The organism is Thalassoroseus sp. (assembly GCF_984380535.1).
Genome location: NZ_CFHRBF010000003.1, coordinates 403,087 through 424,068, shown reverse-complemented (window position 1 = coordinate 424,068; position 20,982 = coordinate 403,087). Strand labels below are relative to the sequence as shown.

The following is a 20,982-nucleotide window of genomic DNA, read 5'->3' as shown; positions in this document are numbered from 1 at the left end:
TGCAAATGCCGCTCCTATTGGTCTGGTTTGATTCTGATGCTGTCGGCGCGGGCAAGAACTTCTTGTGAGTTCGTTATCAGAGTTTGCAAATCCTGCCAGCGATCGTTGAGGCATTGATGGAAGATCGCGGTCCTAAAAATGCAGTCGTGCGAATGATGCTGATAGGAATGGCTGCTCGACAATCAAGCGCGGACTCGCGCAACTCTGACTGATTCGAGATACGTATAACCTTGTCTGGACAACACGGGAAACCGCTGTGCGTCGCTGAAAGACGCTTCTATTTCAAAAGTGCTTTTGAAAATAAGCCTGAGCGATCAGGACTTTGTCATGTGATTCAGAATTCCGCGTCCCGGTAGTGGTAGAGCTCATCGCATCAGCGTGGACACGATTCACTGATAACGACCGTAAAGATTCTTCGAGCATACCCCTTCAACATCCGATGAAAGAATGTGTGATCCGACACACCGTTATTTAACGGCCGGATGCAAAACCATAATCCAACCGCATCGGTTGACAGAAGACGCACGACCAGGGATGAGGACGGGAACGGCGACTGCTTCTCCCGTATAGCCATCGATTGGGTCCTGAAAGTTGGTCAGCCACTGAGTGGAACGGATTAACTTCAGGTCTTCGTCTAAGCTTTCGGAACGCACATGCGGAATCGCGCCATTTCTGGAGGTGTAAGACGACAACATCGGATGATCCGCGATCATACTAATCGACGTGGTATCGGCAACTTCATAATCTCGGGCTCCCACTAGAATCAGTACTTCGTTTTGTCCAAGCTCTTGGAACGAACCGAGCTCCTCCACATCCATCGACATGCCGAGTCGATCGATCATATTGCCTGCTTTGTGACGAATCGGAACGGTCAGGGCAACGCTGAGAGTAGATGTCGATTGACTCATATAAACCGGAGAAAGTACGGGGAAATCTGCTGGAGGGACGGAAACGGTCTTGGGAAGATCGTGGGGACCGCCGTGAGAGTGGACGCGAAAAGCAAAATTCTCGTTGATTGTATCTGAGCGAGGTTTCCGTGCCACTTGCGTCCTATCAGTCAGATTCACCGTCAAACTCTTGACGTTCAGACCGTTGTTTTGGGTCCACTCAACGAACAGGTTTTTGAGCCAGTTCTGCAAGTGTTGTTGCTCGGTCTGCGTAAAGTTCGTCATTCAGAGTCGCCACATGCCCGGTATAGTCGGTATCCGCTGCGGCCAGTGCAAGAATCCGCCAACGGCAATCACTCTCCGTCCCGACAACACGCGATGCCAGATTGGCGGCGAGCCTGAGTCGTTGCCGCGCTTCCGCTGCAACTTCAACCCGCATCGGCTGCTGGGATACCGCCGAAATTGCAAAGACGATCGTCAGGAGAACCAAGGTCACAATGCTCACGATGACAACCGCCAACTCACGACGCATGAAACGCAAAGTTCGTTCGACACGGTTCTCTGGAAGAGCCGTCGTCGGTTCGTCTGCGAGAAACGCCTCGATGTCAGCAGCTAGTTCCATTGGGGGGGGCGTACCGATCAGATTGCTTGAGAGCCATTAATTTCAGACAAATGGCATTCAATGCTTTCGAAACGGTCGGCGTGATCTGTCCTAACCGCCGCTGCATTCTGAGTCGGTGAGCAGACGCCGTAGGCACAGACTACAAGTCATCGCTGGAAGCGACTCGCATTCAATAGGGCATGAGGACAACGGCAATCACGACAATGGTCACTGTTGATGATCCATTGAAGTGCATTGTCAGGCCAACCGGAGCCGTATGTGGGCAGTTCGCGGGTGCCTTCCCTGACGAGGACAATAGGAAAGTACATGAATTAGACGTTCGTCATGCGCTCTCCAGCTGTTTCAGCACTTGAGTCACGCGTGCCCTGCTAACGTTGAAGTATCGCACCAATTCGGCACGCCAGGAGACCTCACCAGAATCAAAAATTAACTGGTAGTATTGGGCCGTTTCGAGTCCATCGGGACGTGACTTCTTCTGCTTACGATTCGGCTTCGGAATGGCTGAAACGGGGTTCCACGGGTACAACTCGATTATGGGTGATCGACGTAAGCTGCTAATATAAAAGGCTCCCAGCGCAACGAACCCTTGTTTGCATAGAGCTCGACTCGGGGGAGCTCGATTTCGTTCTGCGGAATGAAACGACAAACCAGTTGACGCCCGGCGTCGATATTTTGTGAGCCGGGCGTTTCGCGTTTATAGCCAATAACGCCAACGGTTTGCGGCGATTTGGTCAGCGACCGCAAGACTCTCCATTTCGCGAGTGACCAACCGGAGTCCGAGAGGAACCCTCAGGGTCTATTCCGCACCCCGAAATCTTGAAAAAAACTCTCGGAGTTAACAACCCGGTCCTTTTCGGACCCCGATATTCAGGTTGGAAGTACGAATCGCTCGTTTTCATATCCCTGACTTTCGAACTTCAGGGTGAGGTAGAATTCGATGAAGGTTTGGACGACATTGTCCGGCACGCCTTCGGGTATACGGACTTCTATATCGCGGGTCATTTCAGTTGGTTGCAGGCGTCGCTCGTGCGATAATGTATGTATCCAATCGAGTTAGTTTTTGACGAATTCAGCGAGCGAGAAAGAGCCTCACATCGTGTCGGACGTCACGCAGATTCTAGATCAAATTCGAAATGGTCACGCAGCAGCGGCTGACCTTTTGCCACTCGTGTATGCGGAATTGCGTCGACTGGCAGGACACAAAATGAAGAGTGAAGCACTTGGGCAGACGTTACAGCCAACGGCACTTGTCCATGAAGCGTACGTCCGTCTTGTAGGTGATGAAGAAGTGCCGGGGTGGGACAGTCGTGGCCATTTTTTCGCGGCAGCGGCGGAGGCCATGCGTCGGATTCTGATTGAGAATGCTCGGCGACGCCAGAGCCTCAAACGCGGGGGCGACCGGGACAAGTTTGAGGTTGCTGAGGACGACGCAATCTCTGAGTCTCGTGATGTTGACGAGTTGTTGGATTTGGATGCGGCTTTGATGAAACTCGAAGAATGCGAACCTGAAATGGCAAAATTGGTTGAACTGAGATACTTCGCCGGACTGTCCGTCGACGACACCGCCAAAGCACTTGGAGTTTCACCTCGAACGGTCAAACGAAACTGGGCGTTTGCACGGGCTTGGCTCGGACGCGAACTCAATCCCGGCAAAGAATCGTGAATTCTGTGGCCCCGTGGGTCCATGAAAATCGCATGACGTTACGTGAGCGTTGCATGTGCTACGGCTCATTGCGGGATTCCTCGCAAGCTAAATTCCGTCGCGAAAAGCGTGAGAAATTGTCGACGAATGAATGTTGCAACAGAAAAGTCGATCTTCTTCCAGGCACTGGATATTGAATCGCCCAGTGAGCGTGCAGAGTATGTCCGGCAGGCGTGTGCCGGTGACGTTCATTTGCTAAAGGGCGTGTGCGCATTACTTCGCGAGAATGAACGGGCGATCAACCCCATCGACCGACCGCTTGTAGCGGCGTGCCTTCCGACTGTGGGTCTTGAAAGCGATCACGACAACACCGCCCCGCGATTTGCTCCAGGCACAATGGTCGGTCCGTACAAGTTGATGGAGCAAATCGGCGAAGGCGGCTTCGGGCTAGTATTTGTGGCCGAGCAGCAGTCACCCGTCCGTCGTCGCGTCGCGATGAAGATCATCAAGCCTGGAATGGAATCACGCGAAGTCATTGCGCGTTTTGAGGCTGAACGACAGGCAATCGCCCTGATGGATCATCCCAATATCGCGCGAGTTTTCGATGCAAGCGTGACGGACTCAGCCCAGCCGTATTTTGTGATGGAACTCGTCCGCGGCATTCCGTTAACCGAGTTTTGCGACAGTCATCAGCTCGACATTACCGAACGGCTCGAACTTTTCGTCACAATCTCCCATGCCGTGCAGCACGCTCATCAGAAAGGAATCATTCATCGAGATTTGAAACCCTCGAATGTCCTGGTGACATTACAGGATGGTCGCCCGCTGGCAAAGGTCATCGACTTTGGCGTTGCCAAGGCCATCGGCCAGAGCCTAACAGTCAAGACGATTTACACGCGATTCACTTCGATGGTTGGTACTCCGGCTTACATGAGTCCTGAGCAAGCTGCGATGAGTACCGACGATGTTGATACACGAAGCGACATCTACTCACTGGGGGTCTTGCTTTACGAAGTGTTGACCGGTTCCACCCCGTTCGCTCCTAACCGCCTTCAAAGTGCCGGGTTTGATGAGCTACGTCAAATTATACGCGAAGAGGAACCTCCTCGCCCGAGTACGCGGCTAGGCACCTTGAACAATGCAAGTGCAAAAACGGTTGCCCTCAATCGTCGTCTGGCCCCGGAGACGCTTTCCTCCGCCATGAAACGCGATCTGGATTGGATCGTCATGAAGGCGTTGGACAAAGATCGAAACCGACGTTATGCGACGGCGGGAGCAATGGCCGAGGACGTTGAACGGTTTCTTTTGGATCAACCCGTCGATGCTCGTCCGCCATCGTCCTGGTATCGATTTACAAAGTTTGCCAGGCGTAACAAGGTTGGGATTTCGACGATCTCGTTAGTCGCCATTGCGTTGATTCTTGGGATGGCTGTAAGCGTCTGGCAGGCTCGGGCAGCGATCAAAGAACGTGACGAGAAAGAAATCGCTCTGAAAGAAGCCCATGCAGCCGAGCAGGCTGCGAACGAGGCCCGTACCGAACTAGAGCGATTCAACGATCGGCTCAATTCCACCACTGTCTTGCTTGCGTCGGGGCGGGCGAATGCCGACGCGAGACGCTGGCCAGATGCGTACGAAGCATACACACAAGCCACGGACGTCTTGCCGAAGTACTTTCTCGTTTGGTTGGAACGAGGTGGACTGAATGCGAAGCTGGGACGCTGGAATGCCGCAGCAGCCGATTTCGTGAAGGCTGTCGAAATTGGATTCCCGATCGAACAGGCCGAAATCTCTGGCGTTCCCCAGCTTCTGATTTATACGGGGGACACGATCGCCTACGAGAACCTGTGTGATGCACTACTGAGATTGGACAAAGATGATCCGGCAGCCGCCGCGATTCGGGGGCGACTCGTGGGCGAACTTTCCGCCGCAGAGGCCGCTGAAGTGGCGGATCGAGTCGAACGCATGCTTTCGATTATGGGCGACGCGGAAAGCATGGAGCAGACTCACGAGTTCGCGAAAAAGCGCTTTAGTTACGCCAAAATGTTTTACGGTGTGAACCTGTACGTTGCTGGTTGGGCTCACTTGAAGGCCGGGCACAATGAACAAGCACTTCAGCGTCTAGAAGAATCAAATAAGGCAAACTGGTTTGGACGCGGAATCGCTGATCCACTCATTGCGATCGCTCACCATGAACTGGGAAATGCCGATGAAGCCGTTCGTGCGTTCGAGCGATCGCAAAAACTGATTGACCGCATCCTTGATGAAAGTGTTGAGCGGTTGAATGGCGCACCTTCCATCCCGTGGGTGGATTGGATTGAGCTGTTGATTAATCATCGTGAAGCCAGCATCGTCGTTAAAGGGCACACGCCGGCGATTGATCCTCGATTTCGCCAAATGCAGAGTTTTGCGGATGCGAGCGTCACCGATTGATGGGCTTTTTGCAGACTGCTCCATGTCGATCGATCCGCCGTTTGATTCTGCCGATTTCTTTGGCCCCGGTAGCGCGCGGATTTCGCATTACCATTTAGTACCCGATCACAAGCGAGCATCTCTCCGAAATGCTCCAGTATGATCGAATTGGCCGGCCATCTCGCAACTGTCACCAACGGAATAGATTCATGTTGAGACCCTGCATTTGCTGTTCGTTGCTTCTATTGATCTGTACGTCGCTGTTAGCCGAGGACTGGCCCCAGTGGCAGGGACCGGACCGAAATGCAGTCTCAAATGAGAAAGGGCTGCTGCAGCAATGGCCTGAAGCTGGTCCGCCGCTTGCTTGGAGAGTTGATGGACTTGGTGGCGGAGATAGTGCCCCAGCGATTGCCGACGGCAGACTGTTCGGTATGAGCAATCGTGACGGGAAAGAGATCGTCTGGGCACGCTCCGAAAAGGATGGCAAGGAGATTTGGTTCGCGCCGATTGGTGACGCTGTTTCCCAGCAAATGCCTCAATCAAAAGAAGGGCCGGGTTGCACTCCGGCCGTGGACGACAATCGGTTGTACGTAATCGGCATGAGTGGGCGTGTCGCCTGTCTGAGTGTAGATGATGGTCAAGTCATTTGGCAGCGTAGTATGATCGACGACTTCGGCGGGATTGCACCTATGTGGAGTTTCCGCGAATCACCGCTCGTTGATGGTGACAAGGTGATCTGCACGCCCGGGGCGTCCGACGCAATGATCGTCGCGCTCAATAAGTTAACGGGCGAGACAATATGGAAGAGTAATATGCCGGGCCAATCGACTGAGGCTCAGAGCGATCGTTCAGGGCGTCAAGAAACCACGCCACGTAGGGATTCACCGCAACGCGACGCGAATAGTAGTGGTGCTCCGACAATCACTGGCACAAAACAACCGGAACTGTTTCTAAGCGAACATTGGGGAATGACTGGTTTCTCTCACAAAGTTCCCAAAGGCGAGTATCTCGTCAAGCTGTACTTTGCAGAAACATTCAGCGGAATCACTGATGAAGGTCAACGAGTCTTTACCTTGAACGTCGAAGGCACCGAGATCAAAGACTTCGACATTTGGAAGAAGGCCGGCGGCCCTCGAAAGGCGTACGTTGAATCGATCCCGGTAAAGGTGACCGACGGCGAATTGAGCATCACATTCCGGCGACAGGTCGAGAATCCCGCGATCAAGGCAATTGAAATTGTCCCGCAAGGAGATGACACGAAAGGAAAAGATGCGATCCGAGTGAAAGCTGGCGAATCAAACCCGTTCAAAGATTCCAAGGGGAATGTTTGGTTGGCGGATAGTGGTTTTACAGGAGGATCGACAAGCCCGGGATTCTTTAACTTCGGCGGCGGACGGACCGGCAGCGGAGACCGCTTCGGCGGCCGCGGCGGATTCGGTGGCCGCGGAGGGTTCGGCGGACGTGGCGGTGCTCGATCGGGCGCAGCGTATGCATCCGTGATTGCCATCGATTTTGAGGGCCAAAAGCAATACGTCCAACTCACGGCGAGTTCGCTGATTGGTGTCGCCGCCAAAGATGGAACAGTCCTTTGGCAATACAATAAGCCAGCCAACGCGATGGGAATCAATTGCTCGACACCTATTTTTCACGATGGTCTCGTGTTCGCGGCTTCCGCCTATGGCAGTGGCGGCGGTGCGGTCAAGTTGGTTAGGGATTCCAGTGGGGCGATATCTGCTAAGGAGGTCTATTTTACGAACAGAATGCAGAACCACCATGGCGGAATGATCGTCGTTGATGGCTGTCTCTATGGAGCCAACGGCGGAAACGGCGGCGGCATCATGACGTGTCTGGATTTTCGAACCGGCGAGACACTGTGGCGAGACCGCAACGGTCCCAAGGGTTCGTTGCTGTTGGCCGACGGGCGATTGTATCTGCGTGGCGAAGAAGGCGAGATCATATTGATCGAGCCATCACGAGAAGGATTCATCGAGCGTGGCCGCTTCAATCAACCCGATCGCAGTAATGTCCCTGCGTGGGCACATCCGGTCGTCGCCAACGGAAAGCTTTACATTCGTGATCAGGACAACCTGTTTTGCTACGACGTGAGTTCGAATTAGTTAACAACTCTAGCAAACCTATATACAAGTCGTCTAGAAAAACACGGCAGTCAAGCAAAGCCGAAAAGAGTTTGTCGCGTTACTTTGAGTTCTATTATGAGCTTCAAGTCCGTCAGTCGCTAAATTATCAGACTCAAGCGATGCGGTATGAGAGAAAACCCTGCAAAGGCTCTGAAGCGGCAGACGGAAAATGACATCAAAGTGGCGTGCAAAACTGAGGAGAGCTGGTTCTGTTCTCGTTCCCTACCCCTGTCATCGGCGGCTGACTCATGCCATTAAACAACCCTGTTTGCTGTCCACCAAATGCGGTCCAACTCAATTCGATCGCCGACAGACCGCCTCGAACGCTTCAGCACGGGTTGGAAGGAAACGAGGATCGATTCAGCGGAATATCGCCGTTTGCATTTTCCGGTACTTCCTCTTTAGAGCATGATGGGTCTCTTCCACAATGGAGCCATAGATTCGCACAGTTGTGAAAAGTTTAAAAAACGCTCAGCAAGTGCTTCTTCGAGAAACCTGGTGAAGAACATCATAGCTGCACGGCTCTGACCGTTCTCGACAAAAGAATCGCAGAAATGGTATCCCGGCCCGTCGAAGTTTTCTAGCACAACCCGAAACTCGGTCGACTCGCAGTCCTTCGGTTCTTAGATTCTATGACTGCATTGACGTTGAGTCGCAGTCACGCAAGTGTCGTACAAATTGTTGCAACCGAGTTTACAACAATTTTACAACAATATGACGATTTCTATCAGAAATCGCAAATCGCGGGACTGCAAGAGGTTGCGATTGCAACCTTATACAGGGTAAGACTTTATGCTCTACTTCGGTACTGCACCGTCGGTCAACTATGTGTCACGATATAGCTCGCTCGTCAGGTTGAGGGCCTAGTGGGGATTAAACCCCGTGGAGGTTCGAGTCCTCTCTTGCGCATTATCCTTCAAGGACTTACGGCAATTTGTCGTAAGTCCTTTTTTTGTGCCGTTTCGATGATTTTACGGCAGGCAATGGTGTGTACGTTGCATGACGAGAACGCCGCTAAGGCGGATGCATGGCCCTCGTTTTACGCTGGCGGAAAGGATGTCGGTCGGGGCTTTTTGCCGCTGTGGACGTCTCGCACGTATTCGAGCAAGTTTTGCGTGATGGAGTCATTGGGTTGCATGTTCAACGCACGTTGGACAACCCGTTCTGCTTGCTCGACGTCTCCGGACACCAATAACGCGAGTCCAAGGTTGGAAAGCAAACCAGCATCACGGGGGTCGATCTCGGTGGCCTGCCAACCCACTTGCACGGCCTCTTCTCCGAGTCCTAACGTCATGCAACTCAAGCAGAATTCCCGCAGGACATCTTTGTGTTCGGGGTTGAGCTTATACGCTCTTGCTAGTGCTTTGTATTCGGCTTCGTGTTCGCCTTGCATGCGGAATGTCAGCCCGAGAACCCAACATGCCGCCCAGTTCTTCGAATTCAGTTGAATCGACGCAGTCAACAGCCGGACCGCTCGACTCAGTTCTTGCTGTGCGGTTTCGGTGCTGGGGTCGGACGGCGACCGCTGAAACGGCAAATACGGATTGGCCAGAGCGGTTCCCCAGTCGTATAAATCCGACGCGGTTCGTCCTGGGAAATCGTCGTGCGAATCTTCATCGGGCAGCAAGTTCGTACGGCCGACGTAAACTTCCTTCTCGGTTTCCGTGTCGTAGAAGATATCGATCGGGCCGTCGATTCGGAGAAACTTGAGTCGTTTGCGGGCTTCTTCCCGCGTGACCTGCGTGATGGAGGGTGCCGTCGACCATCCGTCCGGCCCGATGATTTCGCCGGGTTCCTCGCCCGTGAGCCAAGCCGCGATGACGCCGCTTGAATGTCGCCCCAATTGTAGCCAATCGCAGGGATCGTCCAGACCGTCCTCCTGGCACACGACGGCGACATCGCGGTCTGGGTCGTCGGCCATCGTTGATAGACCGAGTGACTCCAACTCTGCGAGAAAGTTCCCCAAGTCCAACGCGTTCATGAATCCGACGCGACAAACAAGACCGTCGGTGCAGAACGTTTGGTTTGGACACGCCTCGACGTACCCCGAGACGCCACCGGGATGTCGGCTCTCGAGCGTCTCGTTGCGAATGAGTACGGAAAAACCTTCGACAGGAACCGCCACGCTGTCTCCTATTCCAGAGTGGGCCCGCATGACAACACGGTCGTGTTGGCAGTTAAACTCGTTTACGAATGTTGCTCGATTTTGTTTTGTTCGTCGTCGTGTTGCAACCATCCGCGAATTTTGATCTCGAAGTATCTCTTCTCAATCCGGGGCGTTGATCGCTTTCTGCGCGTTCCACAACGACTGTAAAACGGCATCGACATACTCTGCATCCGAAAAAGGACTGAGAATATACGACTTTAACGCGACGATCGGTTCGCCATATTCACTCTCGCGGTAGCAGTCGGTCAAAGAGATAACGATGCCGCGGCCCTGAAGTGCTTCCTCTTGGATGAGCGCGAAAATCCGGCGATTGTAGGCGTTGTGCTTACGCAGTTGATCGCGATATGCAGGATCGGTCCGTTCGCGTTTTGGGACCGTGAAAGTGTCGACGCCTTCCGGGTACACGCGAAACAGCGTGACAGGCCCGAAGTTTTCTCGATTGAGAACGGTCGTCGCCGCATGACTTTCGAGATGTTCCCGCAACGTCTCCGCCATCGTGACCAAATGACCGAGCAAACTTTGTAGTCCCTGTCGACCGAACAAACGCAGGTTCGCAAGTGCCGCCATCGGGCCGGAACCGCTTCGCGTCGTTTCCAAGGTGAATTTGCCGGGGTGGTATTCGCCGGACTGAAACAAGTACGGCATCGTTGCATCGGGGCGACTGATCAATTTCAGGTCCGCCCGATCCTTCAGAATAAACGCGCTGGAAATGTACGGGCAAAATCCGGTCTTGTGGTAATCGATGCCCACGGAATCGGCGAGCGGGATCTGACGGATGCGGCGGGTGGAGTGTGCGAGTGCCCGGATGGTTCTCGCGCGAAACTCGAGTGGGTTGGCTTCGAAGTCGTACTCATTGAACACACTCCAAGCCCAACCGATGACAGCATCGGCGTGAATGTGCGGACGATAATCCAATGAGAACTCATCAGCCAACCGGTCGACGATTTCGCGGACTTGTTCCACATCGTCGATTCCGAACGCATCCGTAGTGCCCATCGTCGCGACTACAGCGGCGACTTTCCCGCCGGACTTCAACACATCACGGAGATGCGATTCCAATAAGCACGGTCGCAGTGCGTTGTCGTCGGTGGTGGGGATTCGGATGACGTTGTCTTCCCCCAGTCCCAACCAATTCGCCACCGTGATACAGGCATAGTGAGCATGATCCGAACACAAAATGACCGCCCGCTCGGTGACGCCGGTCTGCTGGGTGCCGGGACAGGCTTTCTCCAAACCGATCTTCACCGCGTACAACAGCGTTCCCGTTCCGCCGAACGTGAACACGCCGCCGGCTCGCTTGGCATCGTAACCGAGCAGTTCCGCTGTCATCGCGATGGCTTCAATTTCCGCAACCGCGATCTTGCGACCGGATTCATCGCTGACCAAATTCGGATTGTAAATCGACGGCAACATACCACCGATGATGCTGGGAATCGTCGGTGGCGGGACCACGTTGATCTGCGAACGCGGGTGTCCCCAGATGAAAAGCCCCGATAGATATTCCACCAATTCCGTCGTCACCGCTTCCAAATTCCGCGGCGAATCGTCCAACGTGGCCTGCATCGCCGATTCATAATCGAGCTCTTCCGTTTGACCGAGCAGTGGTCGGTCGGATTTCATCGCGTCGACCTGGTCCAAACTCCGCAGGAACGAGAACACAAAATACGCATCATGCACCCGATTCGAAACCGGCTGCGGAAACGCCTCGCGTAGTTGTTGCAGGATGTCTCGGTAGGGAGTCGTCATGAAATCGTCTCGTGTGATCTTTCGTGTTCTCGTAGGCTGGAACGAATCCCGGCTTTCTCTGACCGGGGCCAATGTGCTTCAAAACGGAACAGCGCATCATCCGTGGTGAGTCAATCGATTACCGATACCATGCGGTCAAGGAATCATCGTCCGGGATTCTTGATTCGAGTACTTCAATTCAGGTTAACGCAAACCTGAGACTCGTCCCAGCGTACGCCCTGGTCAATCACACGCCCAACGCACAACCCACAAACGAAAAAAGGACGAGTCACCGGCGGGCGCCGATGACTCGTCCGGGGCAGGACGATTGACGTAACAGGTTGGCAGAAAGCCTGGTCGACGAGTCCGTTAGGGAGAGGATGGACTGGCGAATGCTTGACTGAGTCGTTCCGTTTTTTCACTGTCCAGGCTGCGGGGGAAGCCCGACCAGTTCGGAAGACGACCACCTGAGGCCGCTCGTTCTGCATCGTTTTCGTTGAATACGGGAGCGTTATTGGATTCGAAAGGCGGCGGTGTGAGTCCGGCTTCGTTTCGAGCCTGATCTGCCGGAGTCCAACCTTCGTTCACCGCTCGTCGCCAACCCGGCGAATCCTGCGTGACGGCGTCTCGCGGACGAGCCACGGTGCGAGCCGGTGCGGTTTTCGGTTCCGTCGGGGGAAGCGAAATGATCGGTGTGTTGCCGACCGGTTGGGTTGGGGGATTTGGCATCGTTCGCGGAGGAGCATTGTCCGGGCTTTGGCCGCGAATGATCGGTTGATTGTCACGATTGGCTGCGGGGGCTTCGTTGGATGCGAGTTGCGTATCCGGTGGCAAGTTCAATCGCGGACTACCCGCCATGATCCAACCGTTCCAACGTGTTTCGAGAGTGTTGATGTCGTCGAGATTGTAGAACTGTTTGATCGCACGGTCCCAACCGATTTGATGGGCAGCTTCCAGAAATTCGAGAAACCGCGTGCGGCCACCAGCTTGCACAAGGAAATCAGCCAGTGAGTAGCCTTCGGCGTACAAGGTCAGCACGTCTTGCATGTCTTTCGGATACTCTTTGATCGCCAATAGACGACGGAGCGGAATGCGACGGGAACTGTCCCACACTTGCTCCAAGAGTAACCGTTGCCGACGTTGTTCGGATTCGTGTTCGACGAGCGTTGCGGCTCCCTCATCGGCCCATCGCGGGAGCGGGCGTCGGAAGTGGCAAGCCAATACGGTATGGCTAACTTCGTGAGGAATCACGCTATCGAGAATACGTTCGAGCGTGCCTTGGACATTCATTCGCCAACCGAACACTTCGCCGCGATCAAACGCAAACGTGGTCGCGCCGCCGGCACCAATTTGGCCAACTTTTACAGACAAAGTACAGGGTTTGTACCAGCGGGGCATCTTTTTGCCGAGCCATTTCATCGCGAGTTCTTCGCGGAAGTGTTCGGCCGTCTCACCACATTGCTTCGCGATTTCAGCCGTGGGAGCCGTCACAATGAAATTCGGCGTCCGATAGGTCGCGCCGGCGGTTGTCATCACCGTCAAAATCAGGCTGAGCCTGATCACAAGAGCTTCCATGCTCATTGCAGTCTCCACTGAGAAACCATTCTCGCGATCATGCGAAACTGGTGTGTTCTCGGGTCCAGGTTGATCGTTTTCCACGACCATCCGATTCTGCGGGGGCAAGGTTTCTCATCAAGTGAGATAACCCTGAGCTAGCGAATCCTTGCCAGCCGGTTCAAACAGTAGCAAACTTGAGTCCAAACACCCGATCCCGAACAACTTTCTCAAACTTTTCGGAAGCGATAACAGTAAGCCGTTTCAACAAAAACAGTTACGGCAAACACCTCCACACGAGTTTCTCCGTCGATTTCCGCGAAATTTGAGCTGATTGTAGAAGGTGCAATGGGACTCGTTGGCAAGATTGCAAAAATTGCTTTTGAATCAGATTGCGCATGATCACTCCCGGAAACAGATGTGCTCTCGCTCCGCTGCCCATTGCGAATGCAGAATGATACGATGAATCCACCACGATTCGCTCGGTCTCAAGGTTTTGAATCCTATGTTGCGTTTTCACTTTCCCGAATGTTTTTTGCTCGCCATTCCGCTGGCGTGGGTGTACTGGCGTTGGGGACGCCCGGCAGACCGCGACCGCGTGACGGAATCCATCCGGGTCAGCTTCTTACTGTTATTACTGGTGGCATTGACCGGACCGGAAGTGAACCTTGGGGGCAAAGGGCTTGACGTCGTCGTCGTAGCCGACCGTTCGGCTTCAATGACCGATGCCGACATCGACAACGTTCGCGAATTGATCCAAAACCTCGACCACACCCGAGCCAGTGGTGATCGAGTGGCCATCGTCGGTTTTGGTCTGACTCCGACAGTCGAACGACAACCGTTGGGCGACGCCCAGTTTTCGGGGTTCGAGAAAAGTGTGTCCTCAGAAGGCAGCGACCTAAATGAGGCCTTGCTGACCGCGCTCAATCTTGTCGACCGCAACCGTCCTGCGCGAATTCTGGCCCTGACTGATGGGGAATCAACCGGACTCGATCCTCGGTCTGCCGCGCGACGTGCCCGAGAACTAGGTGTACCGATCGATTTCCGCGATTATACCCGTCTGCGAACCGGCGACATCGCCATTGAGGAAATCGCCCTTCCCGAGACCGTCAGCCCCCGCGAACCATTTCAATTTTCCGTCCGAGTGTTCGCCGATGCAGATGCTCAAGCCGAAATTCGCATCCTTCGCGACGACCAGGAGTTCGCGACACGGAAGGTCTCGCTTCATAGCGGCATGAATCTCGTGCCGTTTCGAGAGGTCCTCGATCGCGGCGGGTTTTATAAATACACGGCGGAAGTCGTCGTGGAAAACGATCCGTTGCCGGAGAACAATCGCGGGTTGGGAGTTGTGCGGGTCGATTCCGGTCCGAAAGTGTTGGTCCTGAATTCGGATGGTCGTGAAGGCAACATGGTGCGGGCTCTCCGTGCGGCGAGCATTCCCGTCGATGTCGCTGAGGCGAAAGCCAATCCACTGACTCAGGACGATTTAGACCCCTACCGCACCGTCATTCTGGAAAACGTACCTGCCGACGATCTCGGTCGACTCAAGATGGAACGACTCGCGCAGTTCGTCGAAGACTTAGGTGGCGGATTGTTGATTACCGGCGGACAACGAAGTTTCGGCGGCGGCGGTTACTATAAGAGTCCGCTTGATCCCGTATTGCCGGTCTCGATGGAACTCCGCGAAGAACATCGCAAAATGCGGGTGGCAATTGCAGTCGTACTCGATCGCTCCGGCAGTATGTCCGCGCCAGTGCGTGGTGGCCAGACGAAGATGGACCTCGCGAACATCGGCACTTCCGAGGTCGTGCGGTTACTCTCTCCGGCCGACATGGTCTCGGTCATTGCCGTCGATTCCGCCCCGCATGTGGTGCAGGAAATTACGAAGGTCGACGATGCGGAACCGATCGTCAGTCGAGTTCGACGAATCGAAAGCATGGGCGGTGGGATTTTCGTTTATGACGCATTGGTCGCGGCAGGCGAACAGTTGATGAAGGCTGATGGTTATCAGACTCGGCATATCATCCTGTTCTCCGATGCCACCGATAGCGAAGAACCGGGCGATTACAAAACGCTGATCGATCAATACACCCGTGCGGGAATGACTGTGAGCGTGATCGGTCTCGGTTCGGACACCGACGTCGATGCCGCGTTGCTCAAAGACATCGCCAAGCGGGGCGGTGGAAACGTCATGTTTACCGACGATCCCGCGGAACTGCCTCGTCTGTTCACGCAAGATACAATGAGTGTTGCCCGCAGTACGTTCATTGAAGCCGGCGACGAGTACCCAAACGGAATCCCCGGGGAATTGCTACCGGAACCGGCACGGCTGATGGGAGAAATCGACTTCCCCAACTTCCCAACCGTGGGTGGTTACAACTTGAGCTACCTCAAGCCCGACGCCACCGCTGCTGCAATCTCGCAGGACGAGTATGCCGCTCCGTGGTCTGCCTTTTGGTATCGTGGGTTGGGTCGGGTGTCCGCATTGACGATGGAAGTCGACGGGCTTCACACCGGTCAATTCGGCAATTGGCCTCACTACGATGACTTTCTGATTACGCATGTCCGTTGGCTGCTTGGAGGTGATAATCCGAACGACGTTTTCATCGACTTGCAACGTGACGGTCAAACGGCGTTGGTCACCGTCGAACTCGATCCGCTTGCGGAACGAACTGCCGGCAAGCTCCCCACGACGGCACCTGAGTTGTTCGTCGTCCCCCCGGGAGCCGAGCGTGAGGAACCCTTGCGTCCGGAATTTACGTGGATCGGTTCGCACACCTTACAAGCACAATTCGCACTTGAGGAACTCGGGACGTATCGCACCTTGGTAAAAACCGGCGGACGACGTTTTGTCCGCGGCCCGGCCTTGACACTTCCCTACTCCCCGGAGTTCGAGCCAAGACCAAGTTACGAATCCGGTCGAGCCATGCTTGCGGAACTGGCAGACCTCTCGGGCGGCGAACGGCGGACCGATGTCGTAACGATCTTCAAAGACCCGCCGTCCTCACCACGCATGTTACCGTTGTTACCTTATCTCATGATCCTTGCCGTTCTGCTGTTACTGATTGAAATCGCGGGTCGACGTCTGGTGCTCTGGAAGCGGACGAAAATTCCCGAAGCGGAGGCAATGCCCGTCGGCGGTCCGATGCCTCCGCCTTCTCCGGCAAAAAAACGGAGGGTGCAATGGGCGTTTGGACAACGAAAGTCGGCCAAACGCTCTGAAGTCGACGCTCGCCCGCAACCTGTGGACGAACAACCCAAGAGAACGAAGCCATCGGCTAGCGACGTTTATGCTCAGGCAAAACAGAAAGCGCGTCGCCGCAACGATTGATGAATTCCTCAGAGTTTTTGCCTTGCTTCTGTGGAAATTCGTGTACCATGTCAGTGCTTTTCTTGGCTGACATCACATGACGGATCCCCGATATGACCGGCTTCCACGAAGCTTTTGAAACTCTCGCTGATCGCCCTGTTTTCGCTCACTTCCAGAAGCTCGTGCAGACTGCCCGCCCGTCGATGCACGAGGAGCAAGTTCAAGAACAGATCGCTCAATGGGGGGAGTCAAAAGGATATCGTGTGACTCGCGACAAGACCGGCAACATCTGTCTACACGTTCCCGCGCGTGGGGAGGTCGCGAACCAACATCCGGTCATCATTCAAAACCATACCGATATCGTCGTTAGCAATGCGGATGATGCCCCAGCGGGAGTCGATTCCGCTACGGGAAACATTCCCGTCGATCGGGGCAACGTGGGACCGGACGGCAAGTTCACTCCCGACGCACAAGGCGGATGGCTCCGCGCCCCCTTCACGACATTGGGTGCCGACAACGGAATCGGCTGCGCGATGGCAATGGCGATTTGCGATGACGAAGAGGCTGTTCATCCGCCGCTCGAACTGATTTTCACTGTCGATGAAGAACAAGGTTTGACCGGGGCTCTGCAATTGGATGCGAAAGCTTTGGAGATTCAAGGGAGCACACTTATCAATCTCGATACGGAAGACGACGACGAGCTAACGATTGGATGTGCCGGCGGAATGGATACGGAAATCACTTGGCAACGGCAACGCGCTGCGATCCCAAGTGATTTAGTCGCTTTCGAGATTTCTCTCGGCCCAACGCTCGGTGGTCATTCCGGAATCGAAATTGATGCCGGTCGTATTAATGCGAATCGGGCGTTGGCTCGGATTCTGCGACACGCGGCGATGCAAACACCACTTCATCTCGCGTCGATCAGCGGTGGCGACAAACGCAATGCGATTCCACGAACCGCCTCGGCAGTCGTCGTCATCGACCCGGCTCAAGAGACAACGCTTCGCACGGCTGTCGACGAAGTCCGCAAGCATCTGGCAGACCAGTTCGGCTCGCGTGATGTAAATCTTCTCGAAACGATTGCCGATCCCAAACCGGTCGCGTCGCCGGAGACCGCGTTTGTTCCAGAGTCTTCGCTGAGCCTGATCAATCTCATCTTATCGCTGCCCGCCGGCGTCTTGGGCATGACCCCCGAGATTCCCGGTCTGGTCGAGACCAGTAATAACCTGGCAGTGATTTCTACGAAGGATGACACAGTCCGAATTGCTTGCAACTCGCGGAGCAGTTCTGCGGAGTCATTACGAGACGTCTCCGCAACTCTCTGTGCACTTGCAAGCTTGTCGGAAGCCACAGCGAAGAAAACAAATCAATATCCCGGTTGGCAGCCCAACGTCAGTTCCAAACTCGTACAAATCACGGCGGCTGCCTACAAGTCGCTCTTTAACGACGAGCCAAAAATTCACGCAATCCATGCAGGGTTGGAGTGCGGAGTACTCGCCGAACGCATTGGGGGCGATGTTGATTCCATCAGCTTTGGCCCGAACATTCGTGGCAATCATGCACCGGGTGAACGAGTCGAGATTGATTCTGTCGCGAAATCGTACCGACTCCTTAAGTCAGTTCTGAAGTCACTCGCGGAGATTCGTTGAAAGGAAGTGTTCCATGTTATTACACACGACGAATTGTGTAATCGAGTTTATAAAATTCGAGGGCCAACCATGATTCGAGTTGAGCAACTACCACCACTACCGGACCGAAGCCCCAATTCTCACAAGGGTACCTTCGGTTCGGTTTTTTTAATTGGCGGGTCCCGGGGAATGAGCGGCGCGATGGCTCTGGCCGGCATGGGGGCCTTGCGAGGTGGTGCTGGACTGGTCACGTTGGGAATCCCGCTTGGACTCACCGCGACCGTCGCCGCGCTTGAACCATCCTATTTGACTAAGTCGTTACCTGAAGATAAGCACGGGTGCATCTCGCTCGTAGCATGGTCGGCGTTACACGATGCCGACAAACGTTACGATGTCATTGCTATCGGCCCGGGTTTGTGTCGGACAGACGATTCTCAAGAACTGACCGCCCGTTTGTATGAACGCTGTTCGGTTCCCTTGGTAGTCGACGCGGATGGTCTCAATAATCTCTCAGACCGGAAATCGATACTCGGAGCACATCCGCATTCCGATTCTGCCGTTCGCGTTCTGACGCCACACCCCGGCGAGTTCGCGCGACTGATGGAGGTTTCCGTGAGCGAAGTGCAAGCCAATCGGGAGATGCTCGCAGCGTCGTTCGCCTCGAAACATCAAGTCGTTCTCGTGCTCAAAGGTCAGGGAACGATTATCACCGATGGAGAGCAACTTGCGGTCAATCCGACGGGGAACCCCGGCATGGCCACTGGCGGAATGGGAGACGTACTGACTGGGCTCATCGCTGCGTTATTGGCCCAGGGGATGTCCGGTTTCGATGCGGCTCATCTCGGCGTTTATCTACACGGGTTAGCAGCCGACATCGCAGCCCAGGAGTTTTCCCAACCTGGTTTGATCGCCTCCGACTTGCCACTCTACATCGGGCCAGCGTGGCAGCACCTCATCGGTGACCCGGAGGAACTCCAAGACGATCAAACCGACGGCGCACGTTAAGCCTGCATCTACGAAAACATCGTTACTCTGTAAAGTATTGCCGGACAACTTGCCGATGTCGCGGACGAAGAGACTGTCCACGGGATTCGCGACCAGTGGCCGACTCGAACGATCGCTGTTGCCCACGCTTTTGTGACCCAGACGGATCGACATCTGGTTCGGCGGCGGTTTCACCGACCGTCTGCAGATTTGTTGCGTCCTCGAAACCCGGCGGCAATAAAACGCTCTTGAATTTTGCCCGACTTTCGTCGGATTCTTTGCCCCATGTTAACTCGGCATCACCGCGACCTCGACTCGCACCTCCGCGACCGGGCTTGCCACCGTCGCTCGATTCTCCCAAGCCCTCGCACTGGCCTTCACCTTCACAGAGTTTCGCCCCGGCACAACGGCCTCGGCATTCGTTGAGTTTCTTCGCTTGCTCTTTGAGAAACTCGTCCAACTCGGAAAGCAATTGCTCGCGTTGTTCGCCACCATCCAGCCCGTCGCGTTTGGGGAGTTGGTTGTCTTTCATCAACCGTTGGAGTTGCTCGCGAAGTGCATCGGGGGAACGTGACAACGCACCGCGTTCATCGAGTTTTCGCAGCGTCTCGAGCATGTCTTTCTGCAATTGCTCGCTCCGCTCAAGCGACAACATTTCTCCGCCCGGTCCATTCTCGCGGGACAAGGCCATCGTCGCCTGCCAACCCTTCGCGACCGACCGTTCAGCGGCTTCCAACTCCTGTCCTAATTCCCGACGCAAACTATCGATCGCTTCCCATCGTTCGTGGGTCAACGAGGATTCCTTCGTTTCCGCTGTGAGTTTCTCGATTTCCTCGTTGAGATCTTGAACTTCTTCTTGGGTGAGCACGTTAGCTTCTTCGAGCCAATCCACGCCCTCTTGCAACCGCTGAAGAGTTTTTTCTGCAAGCGTGTCGGGAGGCAATTCCTCGGAAGTTGTCTCACGAAGCGGCACCGCTCCGGCAGATATGACGAACATCAATGGAATGTATAAGTACTTTGCGAATCGCTTTGGCCGCACGTAGAGTAAGCCACGCTGCCAATTCGGAATTCGGCGGTCCAATTCGGTCTGCCATGTCGAGTCGCGATCCTCACTCAGCGTCATCACCAAGCCGCCGGCCTCCAAACGTTCGTCGAGGATGGCCACCGTTTCAGCACGCGAAAAACTGTTTCGGCCAACTTTTCGCCAAGCAATCCACGCGATGGGAATGGCACCCAGTCCAGCCCACAAGATGTACGGCCAACCAGCGGGGAAGAAGAGTTTCACCGTGAGCACGGCTGCACCGAGTACGAGCAGAAAAATCGCTAACCAGTCGGCTGCCGTCGCCAAGAACAAACCAAATTGCAGACGACGACGGTGTTGTTCCACCCAGCCATCAAAACTTTGTGTGGTCATCGAATCCGCTCCACCATTTCATATGATTGACTGAGGTTATTGTCGCTCGGTTCCCGCGTGATGGCAATTGCTCCAGTCTTTTAGACTTGCATCAGGAATGACGGTGGGCAACTCAAAAAGTTCCGAACCTTCCAATCGAACGGTGCCTAACGTCCCAATGAGCAACACATGAGCGGCTAGGTTCGCGTCGGTGGCTGAGACAGACACCATTGCAGTTTGTCCGTTCTGACAGGTCGCCAAAACAGTCAAAACTTGCTGCGACAAAGGCGACACTCCGAGATTTCGAATCGGCGACTCGAATAATTGTTCAACATCGCGAAGACAATCGGCCGCCAGCGGTTCAAGTTGTGTTTCAGCCGGCAACCGCAGATGCCAACGGATTGCGACCGGCTGACCAAGCTGGTTGGCTTGAATTGCGTCGCGAAGTGTTCGACGAATCTCGGCTAGGGTCATGCGATCGACTCCGGAGTAAAACCCGTTTGCGGTAGTCTATCACAAGTCC

13 protein-coding genes are annotated in these 20,982 nt (G+C 54.6%); 6 read left to right on the top strand and 7 right to left on the bottom strand.

Going from position 1 to position 20,982, the window contains the following annotated elements; genetic code table 11:
- Positions 1–467 precede the first annotated feature (467 nt).
- On the bottom strand, positions 468–842 hold the full coding sequence (locus tag AC5DDB_RS06010; protein ID WP_491738783.1) for a hypothetical protein: 375 nt from the start codon (positions 840–842) through the stop codon (positions 468–470).
- 265 nt (positions 843–1,107) lie between these two features.
- Positions 1,108–1,509 carry a hypothetical protein gene (locus AC5DDB_RS06005; RefSeq protein ID WP_491738782.1) on the bottom strand — a complete coding sequence of 134 codons (402 nt, stop codon included), beginning with the start codon at positions 1,507–1,509 and terminating at the stop codon, positions 1,108–1,110.
- A gap of 1,096 nt (positions 1,510–2,605) precedes the next feature.
- On the opposite strand from AC5DDB_RS06005, the gene AC5DDB_RS06000 reads away from it, so the two are divergent.
- The 3 genes from AC5DDB_RS06000 to AC5DDB_RS05990 all read left to right on the top strand — a co-directional run bounded on the left by AC5DDB_RS06000 (position 2,606) and on the right by AC5DDB_RS05990 (position 7,677).
- A complete protein-coding gene (locus tag AC5DDB_RS06000) occupies positions 2,606–3,172 on the top strand; it encodes an ECF-type sigma factor (RefSeq protein ID WP_491738781.1) in 567 nt (188 codons plus the stop codon).
- A 126-nt stretch (positions 3,173–3,298) separates the two neighbouring features.
- Complete coding sequence (locus AC5DDB_RS05995; RefSeq protein ID WP_491738780.1) at positions 3,299–5,581, top strand: serine/threonine protein kinase; 2,283 nt, start codon at positions 3,299–3,301, stop codon at positions 5,579–5,581.
- Between the two features lie 188 nt (positions 5,582–5,769).
- Positions 5,770–7,677, top strand: a complete 1,908-nt coding sequence (locus AC5DDB_RS05990; RefSeq protein WP_491738779.1) for an outer membrane protein assembly factor BamB family protein — start codon at positions 5,770–5,772, stop codon at positions 7,675–7,677.
- Positions 7,678–8,737: 1,060 nt separating this feature from the next.
- Here AC5DDB_RS05990 and AC5DDB_RS05985 read toward each other — a convergent pair.
- The 3 genes from AC5DDB_RS05985 to AC5DDB_RS05975 form a co-directional block, all read right to left on the bottom strand.
- On the bottom strand, positions 8,738–9,823 hold the full coding sequence (locus tag AC5DDB_RS05985; RefSeq protein ID WP_491738778.1) for a tetratricopeptide repeat protein: 1,086 nt from the start codon (positions 9,821–9,823) through the stop codon (positions 8,738–8,740).
- A 141-nt stretch (positions 9,824–9,964) separates the two neighbouring features.
- Positions 9,965–11,611 (bottom strand): pyridoxal phosphate-dependent decarboxylase family protein, encoded by a 1,647-nt coding sequence (locus tag AC5DDB_RS05980; protein WP_491738777.1) that lies wholly within the window; start codon positions 11,609–11,611, stop codon positions 9,965–9,967.
- 348 nt (positions 11,612–11,959) lie between these two features.
- Positions 11,960–13,171, bottom strand: coding sequence for a hypothetical protein (locus AC5DDB_RS05975; RefSeq protein ID WP_491738776.1), 1,212 nt, complete (start codon positions 13,169–13,171; stop codon positions 11,960–11,962).
- 478 nt (positions 13,172–13,649) lie between these two features.
- Between AC5DDB_RS05975 and AC5DDB_RS05970 the strand changes: the two genes are divergently transcribed.
- The 3 genes from AC5DDB_RS05970 (at position 13,650) to AC5DDB_RS05960 (ending at position 19,087) form a co-directional block, all read left to right on the top strand.
- Positions 13,650–16,475, top strand: coding sequence for a VWA domain-containing protein (locus AC5DDB_RS05970; RefSeq protein WP_491738775.1), 2,826 nt, complete (start codon positions 13,650–13,652; stop codon positions 16,473–16,475).
- Positions 16,476–16,567: 92 nt separating this feature from the next.
- Complete coding sequence (gene pepD, locus AC5DDB_RS05965) at positions 16,568–18,103, top strand: beta-Ala-His dipeptidase (protein ID WP_491738774.1); 1,536 nt, start codon at positions 16,568–16,570, stop codon at positions 18,101–18,103.
- Positions 18,104–18,172: 69 nt separating this feature from the next.
- On the top strand, positions 18,173–19,087 hold the full coding sequence (locus AC5DDB_RS05960; protein WP_491738773.1) for an NAD(P)H-hydrate dehydratase: 915 nt from the start codon (positions 18,173–18,175) through the stop codon (positions 19,085–19,087).
- A gap of 22 nt (positions 19,088–19,109) precedes the next feature.
- Here AC5DDB_RS05960 and AC5DDB_RS05955 read toward each other — a convergent pair whose 3' ends face one another.
- Positions 19,110–20,480, bottom strand: a complete 1,371-nt coding sequence (locus tag AC5DDB_RS05955) for a hypothetical protein (RefSeq protein WP_491738772.1) — start codon at positions 20,478–20,480, stop codon at positions 19,110–19,112.
- A gap of 36 nt (positions 20,481–20,516) precedes the next feature.
- The gene (locus AC5DDB_RS05950) at positions 20,517–20,933 is read right to left on the bottom strand and encodes a hypothetical protein (RefSeq protein WP_491738771.1); all 417 of its coding nucleotides are present in this window, start codon (positions 20,931–20,933) and stop codon (positions 20,517–20,519) included.
- Between the last annotated feature and the right edge of the window lie 49 nt (positions 20,934–20,982).